General features: G+C 55.3%; 13 protein-coding genes and 1 riboswitch. Of the genes, 4 read left to right on the top strand and 9 right to left on the bottom strand.

Annotation, left to right across the window (positions count from 1 at the left end):
- Nucleotides 1-18: 18 nt before the first annotated feature.
- The 4 genes from thiQ to sgrR form a co-directional block, all read right to left on the bottom strand.
- Nucleotides 19-717 (bottom strand): thiamine ABC transporter ATP-binding protein ThiQ, encoded by a 699-nt coding sequence (gene thiQ, locus ACWKXX_RS15200; RefSeq protein WP_017694525.1) that lies wholly within the window; start codon nucleotides 715-717, stop codon nucleotides 19-21.
- Entirely contained in the window at nucleotides 701-2,311 is a 1,611-nt protein-coding gene (gene thiP / locus ACWKXX_RS15195; RefSeq protein WP_023303073.1) for a thiamine/thiamine pyrophosphate ABC transporter permease ThiP, read from the bottom strand. The genes thiQ and thiP overlap by 17 nt, the downstream gene beginning before the upstream one ends.
- On the bottom strand, nucleotides 2,287-3,270 hold the full coding sequence (gene thiB / locus ACWKXX_RS15190) for a thiamine ABC transporter substrate binding subunit (RefSeq protein ID WP_284329773.1): 984 nt from the start codon (nucleotides 3,268-3,270) through the stop codon (nucleotides 2,287-2,289). The genes thiP and thiB overlap by 25 nt, the downstream gene beginning before the upstream one ends.
- A gap of 31 nt (nucleotides 3,271-3,301) precedes the next feature.
- Nucleotides 3,302-3,402, bottom strand: a riboswitch (TPP riboswitch).
- Between the two features lie 36 nt (nucleotides 3,403-3,438).
- Nucleotides 3,439-5,094 (bottom strand): HTH-type transcriptional regulator SgrR, encoded by a 1,656-nt coding sequence (sgrR, locus tag ACWKXX_RS15185; RefSeq protein ID WP_023303075.1) that lies wholly within the window; start codon nucleotides 5,092-5,094, stop codon nucleotides 3,439-3,441.
- Between the two features lie 88 nt (nucleotides 5,095-5,182).
- On the opposite strand from sgrR, the gene sgrT reads away from it, so the two are divergent.
- From sgrT to ACWKXX_RS15170, 3 genes are all read left to right on the top strand, one after another.
- The gene (gene sgrT, locus ACWKXX_RS15180) at nucleotides 5,183-5,335 is read left to right on the top strand and encodes a glucose uptake inhibitor SgrT (RefSeq protein ID WP_023303076.1); all 153 of its coding nucleotides are present in this window, start codon (nucleotides 5,183-5,185) and stop codon (nucleotides 5,333-5,335) included.
- A gap of 121 nt (nucleotides 5,336-5,456) precedes the next feature.
- Nucleotides 5,457-6,635, top strand: a complete 1,179-nt coding sequence (locus ACWKXX_RS15175; protein WP_015572661.1) for a sugar efflux transporter — start codon at nucleotides 5,457-5,459, stop codon at nucleotides 6,633-6,635.
- 215 nt (nucleotides 6,636-6,850) lie between these two features.
- Complete coding sequence (locus tag ACWKXX_RS15170) at nucleotides 6,851-7,003, top strand: Hok/Gef family protein (protein WP_010427008.1); 153 nt, start codon at nucleotides 6,851-6,853, stop codon at nucleotides 7,001-7,003.
- Between the two features lie 92 nt (nucleotides 7,004-7,095).
- Here the strand turns inward: ACWKXX_RS15170 and leuD are convergent, their stop codons facing one another.
- From leuD to leuL, 5 genes are all read right to left on the bottom strand, one after another.
- Nucleotides 7,096-7,701, bottom strand: coding sequence for a 3-isopropylmalate dehydratase small subunit (leuD, locus tag ACWKXX_RS15165; protein ID WP_045141617.1), 606 nt, complete (start codon nucleotides 7,699-7,701; stop codon nucleotides 7,096-7,098).
- A 10-nt stretch (nucleotides 7,702-7,711) separates the two neighbouring features.
- Nucleotides 7,712-9,112, bottom strand: coding sequence for a 3-isopropylmalate dehydratase large subunit (leuC, locus tag ACWKXX_RS15160; protein ID WP_003856382.1), 1,401 nt, complete (start codon nucleotides 9,110-9,112; stop codon nucleotides 7,712-7,714).
- A 2-nt stretch (nucleotides 9,113-9,114) separates the two neighbouring features.
- Nucleotides 9,115-10,206: a 3-isopropylmalate dehydrogenase gene (gene leuB / locus ACWKXX_RS15155; RefSeq protein WP_017694521.1), complete on the bottom strand. Its 1,092-nt coding sequence runs from the start codon at nucleotides 10,204-10,206 to the stop codon at nucleotides 9,115-9,117.
- Nucleotides 10,206-11,777 (bottom strand): 2-isopropylmalate synthase, encoded by a 1,572-nt coding sequence (gene leuA, locus ACWKXX_RS15150; protein WP_261666441.1) that lies wholly within the window; start codon nucleotides 11,775-11,777, stop codon nucleotides 10,206-10,208. The genes leuB and leuA overlap by 1 nt, the downstream gene beginning before the upstream one ends.
- A 91-nt stretch (nucleotides 11,778-11,868) precedes the next feature.
- Nucleotides 11,869-11,955, bottom strand: a complete 87-nt coding sequence (leuL, locus tag ACWKXX_RS15145) for a leu operon leader peptide (protein ID WP_057979999.1) — start codon at nucleotides 11,953-11,955, stop codon at nucleotides 11,869-11,871.
- Between the two features lie 628 nt (nucleotides 11,956-12,583).
- Between leuL and leuO the strand changes: the two genes are divergently transcribed.
- On the top strand, nucleotides 12,584-13,528 hold the full coding sequence (leuO, locus tag ACWKXX_RS15140) for a transcriptional regulator LeuO (RefSeq protein WP_017383788.1): 945 nt from the start codon (nucleotides 12,584-12,586) through the stop codon (nucleotides 13,526-13,528).
- The last annotated feature ends 33 nt before the right edge of the window (nucleotides 13,529-13,561 follow it).

Genomic DNA, 13,561 nt, shown 5'->3' with positions numbered 1-13,561 from the left:
GCACTGCGTTTGCCCGGCCTACGGTCTTATACCCAGTAATCCTGACGCGCTTTCTTTCCCGCTCATTAAGGCGTCGGTTGTTCCATCCCACAAAATACGTCCCTCCGCGATCACTACCGATCGCGGCGCGATGCGTGCGGCATCTTCGATGCTATGCGAAACCATCAGCATCGTCAGTTGCTCGCGCTCGCAAACCTCCTCAACCAGTGAGAGCATCTCCTGACGCAGGGCCGGGTCGAGCGCCGAAAAGGGTTCGTCGAGCAGCAGCAGCGGCTGCTTGCGCACCAGACAGCGTGCCAGCGCCACGCGCTGGCGCTGGCCGCCGGAAAGCTCACCCGGTAGTCTGTTGATAAACGCAGCCAGGCCCATTTGTTCGGCGATCGCCTCCAGCGTCTGACGCTGCGCAACACTGAGTTTTAACCCCGGATCCATACCCAGCGCGATGTTCTGCCACACCGTAAGATGATTGAACAGATTGTTTTCCTGAAACAGCATCGACACCGGGCGCTTAGCCGGCGGAGCGTAGGTATATTCGCCATTATCAATGACGATCGACCCGCTGGCAGGCTGCAAAAAACCGGCAATCAGATTGAGCAGGGTACTTTTTCCGGCCCCGCTGGGGCCAAGCACTGCGATTCGCTCTCCCTGACGAACGGAGAGGGTAAAACGCATTGGCAGGTGCTCATAAAGCCAGGTTACATCAGTCAGTTTTAACATCACGCCCCGGAAGTTTTTCGATAACGGTAAATAACGCAAAGCACAGCACCAGCAGTAAAAGTGCCGTGACGGCGCCGTCCTGGCTACGATAGGAGCCAATTTGCTGATAAAGCCAGAACGGCAGCGTGCGGAAATCCTCGTTGCCAAAGAGGGCCACAACGCCAAAATCGCCAATCGACAGCACGCAGGCAAACGCCAGCGCCTGAGCCAGCGGACGCTTTAGCGCGCGCAGTTCGACCACCTTCAGACGCTTCCAGCCCTGCATGCCCAGCGACTGACACAGCAAACTGTAGCGGCTGTTGACGTCGCGCATCGGGTTTTCCAGCACCTTGAGCGCGTAAGGGATAGCCATCAGCGCGTTGGTAAAAATGACGATGCCGTCGGCGCTTTCCGGCAGGCCGATGGTGCTGTTGAACAGTAAAAAGAATCCGGTCGCCAGCACAATACCCGGCATCGCCAGGATCAGCATACCCGTCAGTTCCAGCGCGTGTCCGGCTTTACAGGCATGACGCGCGTACAGCTCGCGGCTGCTCCAGAGCAGCATCATGGTCAGGATCACGCACAGCAGCCCGGCTGCCAGCGCGATGCGCAATGAGGTCCACGTCGCCTGCCACAGGACAGGCTGTTGCAGTACCGACAACACATTGCGATTCAGGCCATCAACGATAACGGCCAGCAGCGGGGGCAGCAGAAGCAGGAGGGCCAGCGCGATCAGCATAAAATCCGCGACGCGGCTGTGCAGGCTGTCCTGCGGATCGCGCCAGCCTGTCAAGTGATTGCTGCCTGTGGGGATCGCTTTACTCAGCCGCTGGCTGAGTAACACCAGCGCCAGGCAGCAGACCATCTGCACCATCGCCAGCAGCGCGGCGCGGCCCGGATCGTAGTCGTAACTTAAGGCCTGATAGATCGCCAGCTCAATGGTGGTGGCCTGCGGCCCGCCGCCGAGAGAAAGCACGGTCGCGAAGCTGGCGAAGCAGAGCATAAAGATTAGCGCGGCCACCGGGGCAATCTGGCGTCGCAGCCACGGCCATTCGACAAAGCGGAAGAACGACCAGCCGCGCATGCCAAGCTGGGCGGCAATCTGACGCTGCTCACCGGGAATGTTTTCCAGCGCCTGTAAAAAGAGGCGCGTCGCCATCGGCATATTGAAAAAAATATGCGCCAGCAGAATGCCTTTCAGGCCGTAAGGGGAGAAGGTCCATTCCAGACCAAGCAGGTTGAAGAGGGATGCCAGCCAGCCCTGTCGACCGTAGACGCTCAGAATGCCGAACACCGCCACCAGCACGGGCAGGATCAGCGTCATCGCGCACAGCCGCAGCAGGGCAAGCCTGCCGGGGAAACGTCTGCGATAGAGGGCGCGTGCAAGGAAAATGGCCGGGATCGTCGACAGCAGCGCGGAGAGAAACGCCTGCCAGAAGGAGAAACGGATGACGTGCCAGAGATAGCTGTCGTGCCAGAGGGCGAGCAGATCGCTCTCTGGCGCGTTAAACCACAGCGCAAGGAATGCACCCAGGCTGACGACCACCATCAGTATGGCGGCGAGCAGCCCGGGAACTAACCAGCCGGGGATCAGCGGCTGACGGCGCGTTGCCATTCACTAATCCATGCGGCGCGCTGGGCGGCAACCTGCTGCGGCGTATATTCCAGTGAGGTTTGCGGCTTGTTTAGCTGCTCAAAGCCTGCCGGCAGCGCAACGTCAGTGACCGGGTACATCCAGTTTCCTGTCGGAATAGCATTCTGGAATGCCGGGGAGACCATAAATTTCAGGAATTTTTCGGCAAGCTCCGGCTGTTTGCTCGCGGCGGTGCGGGCGGCTACTTCCACCTGCAAATAATGCCCTTCAGCAAAGTTCGCGGCGGCGTAGTTATCCTTCTTCTCGGCGATAATGTGGTAGGCCGGAGAGGTAGTGTAGCTCAGCACCAGATCGCTTTCGCCTTTCAGGAACAGGCCGTAGGCTTCGCTCCAGCCTTTGGTGACGGTAACGGTTTTCGCGGCCAGCTTCTGCCACGCTTCCGGCGTTTTATCCCCGTAGACTTTCTGCATCCACAATAGCAGCCCCAGACCCGGCGTGCTGGTACGCGGATCTTCATAAATTACGCGCCATTTCTGGTCACTTTCGACCAGCTCTTTCAGGCTTTTGGGCGGATTCTTCAGCTTGTTTTTATCGTAGACAAACGCAAAGTAGCCGTAATCAAAGGGAACGAAGGTGTCGTTTTTCCAGCCGCCCGGTACGTTGACGGCATCTGCCGCCACGCCGCTTTTGGCGAACAGTCTGGTTTGGGTGGCGGCTTCCAGCAGGTTGTTATCCAGCCCGAGCACCACGTCGGCTTTGCTGTTTTTGCCTTCCATGCGCAGACGGTTGAGCAGCGAGACGCCATCTTCCAGCGCCACGAATTTCAGCTCGCAGTTGCAGTCGGCTTCAAAGGCTTTTTTTACCACCGGGCCGGGGCCCCAGTCGGCGGAGAAGGAGTCGTAGGTGTAGACCGTCAGAACAGGCTTAGCAAAAACAGGCAGCGCAACCAGCGCCAGCAGAGGAAGAACGTTTTTTAACACTTTGCACCTCAGGGTTGAGTGGCAAAGGATTTTGAGAGACAGCCTCAAATCCCTTCGCCGGCGTTATCCGGATCAGGTTCGACGGGTATTATCTCAGCGCACATCAGTGATGCAGCACCCCGTTGAGAACGGCGCTATTGTAATGATTTGGTGAATATTACGAAAGCGTTATGGCTCCGGCGGCGCAAACCAGGCGGATTTAAAATCAAACCAGCCGAGGGTATTCATCCGCAGACCGCGCATGCTGCGCTGCCCCTGGATCAGCAGCCAGTGGTGAATCAGCGGTACGATCGTCTGCCCGGTCAGTAATTCCTGACACCAGGCGGCCAGATCCATTTCTCCCGCCCGCCACCGCGCGGCGTCCTGCTGCCAGTCCCGGTTGATACAGTGCTGAATCAGGGGCACCTCGTACAGGTGAGAAAAGAGCGAGAAATCCAGCGGCAGCGTAAAATTCGCGCTGTTGAGCCAGATATCGCTGATGACGTCTCCGCGATGCCATTCATCATAATCGACTTCCTGTATCGCCAGCGTCACGCCTTCGGCTGCCAGCAGCGTGCTCATGATCCTCGCCAGAAAACGGTGCTCAATGTGGTCGCGATAGTAGCTGAGGGTGATGGTCTCCAGTCCGGCAGGCTTTTCGCTGCGGACGGGCTGCGCATGGTGCCAGCGTGGGAGCAGGCCATAGGCCGGGAACCACCAGGTCTGGTATTGCTCCTCTGCGTGATAAATCAGGTTAGCGGGCGCCAGAATATGGCTTATCCACCTGCGGACGTCGTGGTTTGCCCCGCGATGGCTGCGGCTATCAAAGAGCAGGTAGTAGCAGCCCTCCTCCAGGCGGCTTTCGAACGCCTTTTCACCGGCTGTTGGCCCTTCCAGGGTCAGGCCTGCGCTCAGCTCTTCGTTGAGATCCGGTAACACCCAGACGTTCACTTCGTCGATCAACGCCCTATAGCCAAAGTAATCATCAAAGGCGCGGATCTTCAGTTGATTACTGTTGTTCCGTGAAACGGAGTAGGGGCCCGTACCAATCGGCTGGCTGGAAAAATTGTTCAGGGATCGCCACTCGGCAGGCAGGATCATTGATGGCACGTAGCCCAGAAGCCACGGAAGCCATTTGTCCGGCTGCGAAAGCTCAATATCCAGCGTCCAGGCCGTTGGAGAGTGGATCCGTGCGATATGCGAATAGAGCGGCAGCGTGCGGGCGCGCTCTAAAGAGGCGATAACGTCGCGCATCTCCAGCTCGCGTCCATGGTGGAAATGAATGCCGGGGCGTAGAAAGAAGCGCCAGTGCAGCGGAGACACCTGTTGCCAGTGATGGGCAATATCCGCTTCCAGTTCCCCGTTTTCCTCATTTATCCGCGTCAGACCGCTGAATATCTGCCGGGCCATGTGGGTTTCAGAGCGACGTAACGCCGTACCGGGCAACAGATTTTTCATTGGGCGGTAGTAAAGTACCCGCAGAATGTGGCGTCCCTGACGAAAGCTGCGTCCCAGATGCGAGACCAGCATCTGGCGCACGGCGGCTTTGTCGCCCACCAGCTGGACCAGCTGATCGATGCGGTCCTGCTCCAGCAGATCCTCCGCTCGCTGTTGCTGTAACGCCAGGCCGGTATAAAGGAAAGTCAGGCGCGAACGCTTGCCGCGTCCGGCTTCGGCCTCCCAGTTTAGCCAGCCCTGCTGCTGCATGGTATTAAGGAGCGTGCGCATATGACGCCGGGAGCAGTTGAGGAGCTCGGCCAGCTCGTTCAGCGTGGTCTCCTGCGATTGCCCCTCGCAGCACTGCCAGAGGCGGATAAATTGTTGTTGCAGACGACCGGAAGGCATAAAAGGGGAACTCCTGACAAAAAATCAGCAATTTATTAATCCCTATATTAAGCCAATAATCCTTATCGATGAAGCGAGGAGGTAAATTATGAAGAGGTCTACCGCACGTCAGTTTTATCAGCACTATTTTTCAGCGACAAAGGGAGTGTCCTGGCTGGCCCGCCAGTGCGCAGAGCAGCGGCTGAGAATACTGGAAGATCTGATGCAGTGGGACGTTACGAAATCGACCTCTTCTCGCTAACTCGCCTCGATCATGTGTGACTGAGTATTGGTGCTAATCACCCGCCAGCAAAATGTTTTTTGCTGGCTTTTTTCGTTTACTATTCCACCCAATTTCGATTCGCTTTCATAAGGACTTGCGCATGCTCTGGTTGATGACGATGGGGCGACGCCTGAATGGCGTGTACGCCGCTTTTATGCTGGTGGCCTTCATGATGGGCGTGGCCGGCGCGCTTCAGGCGCCGACGCTGAGCCTGTTTCTCAGCCGCGAGGTGGGGGCGCAGCCGTTTTGGGTGGGCCTGTTCTACACCGTCAACGCCATTGCCGGGATCCTCGTCAGCCTGTGGCTGGCGAAACGATCCGACAGCCAGGGCGATCGCCGCAAGCTGATCCTCTTTTGTTGCGCCATGGCCGTGGGCAACGCGCTGCTGTTTGCCTTCAACCGCCATTACCTGACGCTCATTACCTGCGGCGTGCTGCTGGCCTCTCTGGCGAACACCGCCATGCCGCAACTGTTCGCCCTGGCCCGGGAGTACGCCGACAGCTCGGCGAGGGAAGTGGTGATGTTCAGCTCGGTGATGCGTGCGCAGCTCTCTCTCGCGTGGGTCATCGGTCCGCCGCTGGCGTTTATGCTGGCGCTGAACTACGGCTTCACCACCATGTTTTCCATCGCGGCGGGGATTTTTGTCATCAGCCTGGCGCTGATAGCCTTTGCGCTGCCATCGGTGGCGCGCGTAGAGCAGGTGACGGACAAGCCCATCACGCAGGTGAGCGGCTGGCAGGATAAAAACGTCCGCATGTTGTTTATCGCCTCCACGCTGATGTGGACCTGCAACACCATGTACATCATCGATATGCCGCTGTGGATCAGCAGCGATCTGGGACTGCCCGATAAGCTCGCGGGTATTCTGATGGGCACCGCTGCCGGGCTGGAGATCCCGGCGATGATTCTGGCGGGTTACTACGTCAAACGTTTCGGAAAGCGTCGGATGATGGTCGTCGCCGTGGCGGCCGGGGTACTGTTCTACGCGGGGCTGATCCTTTTCCATTCGCGTGAAGCCTTGCTGGCGTTACAGCTGTTTAACGCGGTGTTTATCGGAATCGTTGCCGGGATAGGCATGCTCTGGTTCCAGGATTTAATGCCGGGGCGCGCAGGCTCCGCGACCACGCTGTTTACCAACAGTATCTCTACCGGCGTGATTCTGGCGGGGGTGATTCAGGGGGCGCTGTCGCAAAGCTATGGGCATGCATCCGTGTACTGGGTGATCGCAGCGATTTCGCTTGTCACGCTGATGCTGACGTGCCGGGTAAAAGACGTTTGATTCTGGAAGCGGCTTCACGAAATGAAACGATTTTCTGACAGGCGCAGAGAAGGCGCATAGAGTGCGTGACGGGTGCTTGAGGCTGTTTGCCTCAGGCTTTCGCAAGAGGCAAACAGTGGAGAGTCCCACATCAAAAAACTGATGGGGAGATTAACTTCACAACCCACATTGCGAGGTTAGTCTCTTCATTGCCGAAAAGCAATAAGGAGGCTGGAATGCCAAAACGTACTCTGCTGTTAGGTTTGTTTCTGATCTGTACGACGCTGTTGATCTTCACCTGGATGGTGCGCGACTCGCTGTGTGAGCTGCACTTCAGACAGGAGAAAACAGAGCTGGCGGCAGTGTTGGCTTACGAAGCAAAACGTTAGCGGTATTGGCGGGGAAAGTTTCCCCGCCTCTCCAGAGTGGTTGAGCCTCAACGCACCCTTATCAATGGCCCGCGCCCTGCGGGCCATTGCCTTTAGCCCATAAACGCAGGCTGTTTTTTCTCGTAGGCGGAGATAGCCTCTTCGTGTTGCAGCGTCAGGCCAATGCTGTCCAGGCCGTTCAGCATGCAGTGGCGACGGAACGCATCAATGCTGAAGCTGTAGGTCTTGTCACCGGCTTTCACCACTTCCGCTTCCAGATCCACTTCAAATGAAATCCCCGGATTCGCCTGCACCAGCGCAAACAGTTCATCGACCTGTTCGTCACTCAGCGTCACCGGCAGCAGCTGGTTGTTGAAGCTGTTGCCGTAGAAGATATCCGCGAAGCTCGGGGCGATAACCACCTTAAAGCCGTAGTCGGTTAATGCCCAGGGCGCATGTTCACGCGACGATCCGCAGCCAAAGTTTTCCCGCGCCAGCAAAATGGAGGCGCCTTTGTATTCCGGAAAGTTCAGGACGAATTCCGGGTTGGGCACTTCGCCTTTATCGTCGAGGAAACGCCAGTCGTTGAACAGATGCGCACCAAAACCCGTGCGCGTCACTTTCTGTAAAAACTGCTTAGGAATGATCGCGTCGGTATCGACGTTAGCGGCGTCCAGAGGGACAACCCGGCCCGTATGTTGGGTAAATTTCTCTGCCATGATTGTCTCCTTATTTCAGGCTGCGAATATCGGCGAAATGACCGGTTACTGCCGCAGCGGCGGCCATTGCCGGGCTGACCAGGTGGGTGCGCCCACCGCGGCCTTGACGGCCTTCAAAGTTACGGTTGCTGGTGGAGGCACAGCGCTCGCCCGGATTCAGGCGGTCGTTGTTCATGGCCAGACACATGGAGCAGCCGGGCAGGCGCCACTCGAAGCCTGCTTCAATAAAGATCTTATCCAGACCCTCCGCTTCCGCCTGGGCTTTCACCGGACCGGAGCCTGGCACAACCAGCGCCTGCACGCCCGGCGCCACTTTGCGGCCTTTAGCGATTTCTGCCGCAGCGCGTAAATCTTCAATACGGGAGTTGGTACAGGAGCCAATGAATACTTTATCAATGCTCACATCGGTCAACGGTACGCCGGGCTTCAGCCCCATATAGGCCAGCGCTTTTTCCGCACTGGCGCGCTCGACCGGATCGGCGAAGGAGGCCGGGTCAGGAATACTGTCGTTGACGGAAATCACCTGGCCCGGGTTGGTGCCCCAGGTGACCTGCGGGGCGATCTCTTCCGCCTGTAACGTCACAACGGTATCAAAAATTGCCCCCTCGTCCGTTTTCAGGGTTTTCCAGTACGCTACCGCGTCGTCAAAATTCTGACCTTTCGGCGCATGCAGACGCCCCTTCACATAGTTGAAGGTGGTTTCGTCTGGGGCCACCAGGCCTGCTTTGGCGCCCATCTCAATGGCCATGTTGCACAGGGTCATACGACCTTCCATGCTCAGCGCCTGGATAGCGTCGCCGCAGAACTCAACGACGTGACCGGTGCCGCCTGCGCTGCCGGTTTTGCCGATAATCGCCAGCACGATATCTTTCGCGGTGATACCCGGCGCAGCTTTACCCTTCACTTCAATCTTCATGGTTTTGGCGCGGCCCTGCTTCAGGGTCTGCGTCGCCAGAACGTGTTCAACTTCAGAGGTCCCAATCCCGAACGCCAGGGCGCCAAATGCGCCGTGCGTCGCGGTGTGGGAGTCACCGCAGACGATGGTCATGCCCGGCAGAGTAATCCCCTGCTCAGGCCCCATTACGTGGACGATGCCCTGATAGGGGTGGTTCAGATCGTACAGCTCCACGCCAAACTCGTTACAGTTCTTAATCAGCTCCTGCATCTGGATACGCGCCATCTCGCCAGATGCATTGATGTCTTTGGTCTGGGTGGAAACGTTGTGATCCATCGTGGCGAAGGTTTTACCCGGCTGACGTACCGGGCGCTTATGCGCGCGCAGGCCGTCAAATGCCTGAGGTGAGGTCACTTCGTGTACCAGATGACGGTCGATGTACAACAGTGGGGTTTCGTTTGGCGCCTCGTAGACAACGTGCGCATCAAACAACTTCTCATATAACGTCTTAGCCATGATTACACCCCTTCAGCGACATAGCGGGCAATGATGTCGCCCATTTCATCGGTACTGACTGCCGCCGTGCCGCGTGCTAAATCACCGGTACGGACGCCTTCTTCTAACGCCCGGTTAATGGCGTTTTCAATTGCGGTTGCTGCATCGCCTGCATCCAGGCTGTAGCGCAGCAGCAGAGCCAGGGAGAGGATCTGCGCAATCGGGTTGGCGATGTTTTTACCTGCGATATCCGGCGCGGAGCCGCCCGCCGGTTCGTACAGGCCAAAGCCTTCTTCGTTCAGGCTGGCCGAGGGCAGCATACCCATGGAGCCGGTGATCATCGCGCACTCATCCGAGAGAATATCGCCGAACAGGTTGGAGCACAGCAGCACGTCAAACTGGGACGGATCTTTGATCAGCTGCATCGTTGCGTTGTCGATATACATATGTGACAGCTCAACGTCCGGGTACTGCCTGGCAACTTCACTGACGATTTCGCGCCACAAAATAGACGACTGGAGCACGTTCGCTTTATCAATAGAGGTCACTTTACGGCGGCGTTTGCGCGCTGACTCAAACGCGATATGAGCGATACGTTCAATTTCAAAACGGTGATACACCTCGGTATCAAACGCTTTCTCATGCTGACCGCTGCCTTCGCGGCCTTTTGGCTGCCCGAAGTAGATCCCGCCGGTCAGCTCACGCACGCAGAGAATGTCGAAACCGTTGGCGGCGATATCGGCGCGCAGCGGGCAGAACTCTTCCAGCCCCGGGTACAGCTTCGCGGGACGCAGGTTGCTGAACAGTTTGAAGTGTTTACGCAGCGGCAGCAGCGCGCCGCGCTCTGGCTGCTCTGCTGGAGGCAGGTGTTCCCACTTAGGGCCACCCACTGAGCCAAACAGAACGGCATCGGCATTCTCGCAGCCTTCTACAGTCCCTTTCGGCAGGGGAGTACCGTGGTTATCAATGGCAATACCGCCCACGTCGTAGTGGCTGGTGGTAATTTTCATCGCAAAACGCGAACGTACGGCTTCCAGTACTTTCAGCGCCTGTGTCATCACTTCCGGGCCAATACCGTCACCCGGCAACACAGCAATATGGTAATTCTTCGACATCACACGGTTTCCTTGTTGTTCTCTTTATTCTGAGCTTTGCGTTGCAACTCTTTTTCGACTTCGGCGGCGCGCCAGATGTTGTTCAGGACATGCACCATCGCTTTCGCGGAGGATTCGACGATATCTGTCGCCAGACCCACACCGTGGAAGCGGCGACCGTTATAGTTGACGACGATATCAACCTGGCCCAGGGCGTCTTTACCGTGCCCTTTTGCCGTCAGGTCGTATTTCACCAGCTCTACGTCGTACTCAGTGACGCGGTTAATCGCCTGGTAAATGGCATCCACAGGGCCGTTACCGTTGGCGGCTTCCGCTTTAATTTCATCGCCGCAGGCCAGCTTGACGGAGGCGGTAGCGATATCACTTGAGCCTGACTGAACGGTGAAGTAGTCCAGACGGAAGTGTTCTGGCTCTTCCTGCTGTTTGTTGATGAATGCCAGCGCTTCCAGGTCGTAATCGAAGACCTGGCCTTTCTTGTCAGCCAGCTTCAGGAATGCGTCGTACAGCTGATCCATGTTGTAATCGCTGTCCTGATACCCCATCTCTTCCATACGGTGTTTCACCGCTGCGCGGCCAGAGCGTGAGGTCAGGTTCAGCTGAACCTGGTTCAGACCGATGGATTCCGGAGTCATGATTTCGTAGTTTTCACGGTTCTTCAGCACGCCATCCTGGTGAATACCGGAGGAGTGAGCGAACGCGCCAGTACCAACAATCGCCTTGTTCGCCGGGATCGGCATATTGCAAATCTGGCTCACGGTCTGGCTGGTGCGCCAGATTTCGTTGTGATTGATGCGAGTGTGTACGTTCATAATGTCTTTGCGCACCTTGATCGCCATGATCACTTCTTCCAGCGAGCAGTTGCCGGCGCGTTCACCAATGCCGTTCATTGCCCCTTCTACCTGACGCGCGCCGGCGTGGACGGCGGCGATGGCATTGCCTACAGCCAGGCCCAAATCGTCATGGGTATGCACGGAGATGATGGCTTTATCAATATTTGGCACGCGATCGTACAGGCCGGTGATGATGTTGGAGAACTCAAACGGCATGGTGTAGCCGACGGTATCCGGGATGTTGATGGTTCTGGCTCCGGCATTAATCGCGGCTTCCACTACACGGGCCAAATCGTCAATCGGCGTGCGGCCTGCATCTTCACAGGAGAATTCGACGTCATCAGTGTAGTTACGCGCGCGTTTAACCATATACATCGCACGTTCGATCACTTCATCCAGCGTGCTGCGCAGCTTGGTTGCAATGTGCATGGGGGAGGTGGCAATGAATGTATGGATACGGAAGGCTTCTGCAACTTTCAGGGATTCCGCGGCCACATCAATATCTTTCTCAACGCAGCGAGCCAGACCGCACACGCGGCTGTTTTTGATGGTGCGGGCGATGGTCTGTACTGACTCGAAATCACCCGGCGAGGAGACGGGAAAGCCGACTTCCATTACGTCTACACCCATGCGTTCGAGGGCCAGCGCAATTTGCAGTTTTTCTTTAACACTCAGGCTCGCCTGTAATGCCTGTTCACCGTCACGTAAAGTAGTATCGAAAATAACGACTTGCTGGCTCATGGGTTAGGTCCTTGTCAGTCTTAGGGCGCCTTGCTACGAGCATAAAAAAACCCGCGCAGTGGCGCGGGTTTTTTGTTTTACTGAAGACGATTCAACGCTGAATTTCGCCCGCCAGTCTACCGCGCACAGTGGATGCGTTTAGTAGTAGTAGACCGGTGAAACGAAGGGTGCGAATCATGAATCGTGCTCCAGATGAATGCGATATGCTTTTAGTGGTACTGGATACGCCGACTCATGTCAACCCCTCTCAGGCAAAACGGCCACTCAGCGCAGGATAAACACATTAGCTAATTGTGCTGGTTTTTACGCTGTTAACCGATTTAATTGTCTATTATTGGACTTGAGATTCATCTCTGGAATAATTTGAATATAATTGGTAGCAATTGAACACAGTATTTTTACCGATGTGCTGTGAAATGGAATGTGTTTTATTTCATTGAGTTATAAGTTCTATGAATGAATCATGGGCGGGAAAGTTATCAATATTGATATCATTTTGTTAATGAAATCGTGGTGTATGCCCTTCATAGTTTAATAATACTTAAGTTATTATTAACTAAGGCGGTGATTGTGTATTTGCCAGCTTTATGGTTTCATGCCTGCATTAAAGTTTTAGATATCATTTGAACGATTTTTAGCTCTTCATTCAGGGAATGCTTAATGCCATCTTTTGAATGAGGGTTCTTTATATATTCTGAATTTTAAATAATTTCCTTTCGCTTGTTGTATATGCATGGTAAATCATATTTTTCGAAGTTATTACTGTACTTTGGCAAAGGGAATTTAGCGTGACAGTGGAGTCAGAAATGCCAGAAAATAATATTAACCAACCACAGCCTTATGATGGGGTTAAGCCTCAGTTACGCACAGTGGATCTCAACCTGTTAACTGTATTTGATGCAGTTATGCAGGAGCAGAATATTACGCGAGCAGCGCAATCTCTGGGAATGTCTCAACCTGCCGTGAGTAATGCCGTAGCCAGACTTAAGGTGATGTTTAACGACGAGTTATTCGTCCGGTATGGAAGAGGTATCCAGCCCACGGCGCGTGCATTCCAGCTATTCGGTTCGATTCGTCAGGCGCTACAGCTGGTTCAAAATGAGCTTCCCGGCTCAGGGTTTGAACCTTTAAGCAGTGAGCGGGTTTTCCATCTCTGTGTTTGCAGTCCGTTAGACAATTATTTGACGTCTGTTATATATAATAAAGTTGAACAGATTGCTCCTAATATTCATCTCGTTTTTAAATCATCTTTAAATCAAAACACTGAGCACCAGCTTCGTTATCAGGAAACGGAGTTCGTTCTGGGCTACGAAGAGTTTCGCCGTCCAGAGTTTGCCTGTGTTCCGTTGTTTAAAGATGAAATGGTGTTAGTCGCCAGCAAAAAACATCCACGCATGAATTCGCCGCTGCGTGAAAGCGATGTTTACAGCGAGCAGCATGCCGTTGTTGCTCTGGACAGATATGCTTCGTTCAGTCAGCCGTGGTATGACACTGCCGATAAACAAGCCAGCGTGGCCTATCAGGGGATGGCGATGGTCAGCGTTTTAAATGTCGTTTCTCAGACGCAGCTAGTCGCTATTGCACCGCGCTGGCTTGCTGAAGAGTTCTCCGATTCGCTGAGCCTGCAAATTTTACCTCTGCCGCTCAAGCTGAATAGCCGTACCTGTTATCTTTCCTGGCATGAAGCGGCGGGGCGGGATAAAGGGCATCAGTGGATGGAAGAGTTGCTGATCAATATTTGTCGTCGATAAGTCAGGGTGAATAAACCGCATGGTGCCATGCGG

Source organism: Enterobacter sp. UPMP2061, from assembly GCF_053709615.1.
The sequence above is the reverse complement of the archived record's forward strand: the minus strand, read 5'-3'. Positions and strand labels throughout refer to the sequence as shown.

What these genes read in the sequence shown, in the direction of transcription:
- thiQ (WP_017694525.1), bottom strand. Translation starts at nt 717, where the DNA reads ATGTTAAAACTGACTGATGTAACCTGGCTTTATGAGCACCTGCCAATG.
- thiP (WP_023303073.1), bottom strand. Translation starts at nt 2,311, where the DNA reads ATGGCAACGCGCCGTCAGCCGCTGATCCCCGGCTGGTTAGTTCCCGGG.
- sgrR (WP_023303075.1), bottom strand. Translation starts at nt 5,094, where the DNA reads ATGCCTTCCGGTCGTCTGCAACAACAATTTATCCGCCTCTGGCAGTGC.
- sgrT (WP_023303076.1), top strand. Translation starts at nt 5,183, where the DNA reads ATGAAGAGGTCTACCGCACGTCAGTTTTATCAGCACTATTTTTCAGCG.
- ACWKXX_RS15175 (WP_015572661.1), top strand. Translation starts at nt 5,457, where the DNA reads ATGCTCTGGTTGATGACGATGGGGCGACGCCTGAATGGCGTGTACGCC.
- ACWKXX_RS15170 (WP_010427008.1), top strand. Translation starts at nt 6,851, where the DNA reads ATGCCAAAACGTACTCTGCTGTTAGGTTTGTTTCTGATCTGTACGACG.
- leuD (WP_045141617.1), bottom strand. Translation starts at nt 7,701, where the DNA reads ATGGCAGAGAAATTTACCCAACATACGGGCCGGGTTGTCCCTCTGGAC.
- leuC (WP_003856382.1), bottom strand. Translation starts at nt 9,112, where the DNA reads ATGGCTAAGACGTTATATGAGAAGTTGTTTGATGCGCACGTTGTCTAC.
- leuB (WP_017694521.1), bottom strand. Translation starts at nt 10,206, where the DNA reads ATGTCGAAGAATTACCATATTGCTGTGTTGCCGGGTGACGGTATTGGC.
- leuA (WP_261666441.1), bottom strand. Translation starts at nt 11,777, where the DNA reads ATGAGCCAGCAAGTCGTTATTTTCGATACTACTTTACGTGACGGTGAA.
- leuL (WP_057979999.1), bottom strand. Translation starts at nt 11,955, where the DNA reads ATGATTCGCACCCTTCGTTTCACCGGTCTACTACTACTAAACGCATCC.
- leuO (WP_017383788.1), top strand. Translation starts at nt 12,584, where the DNA reads ATGCCAGAAAATAATATTAACCAACCACAGCCTTATGATGGGGTTAAG.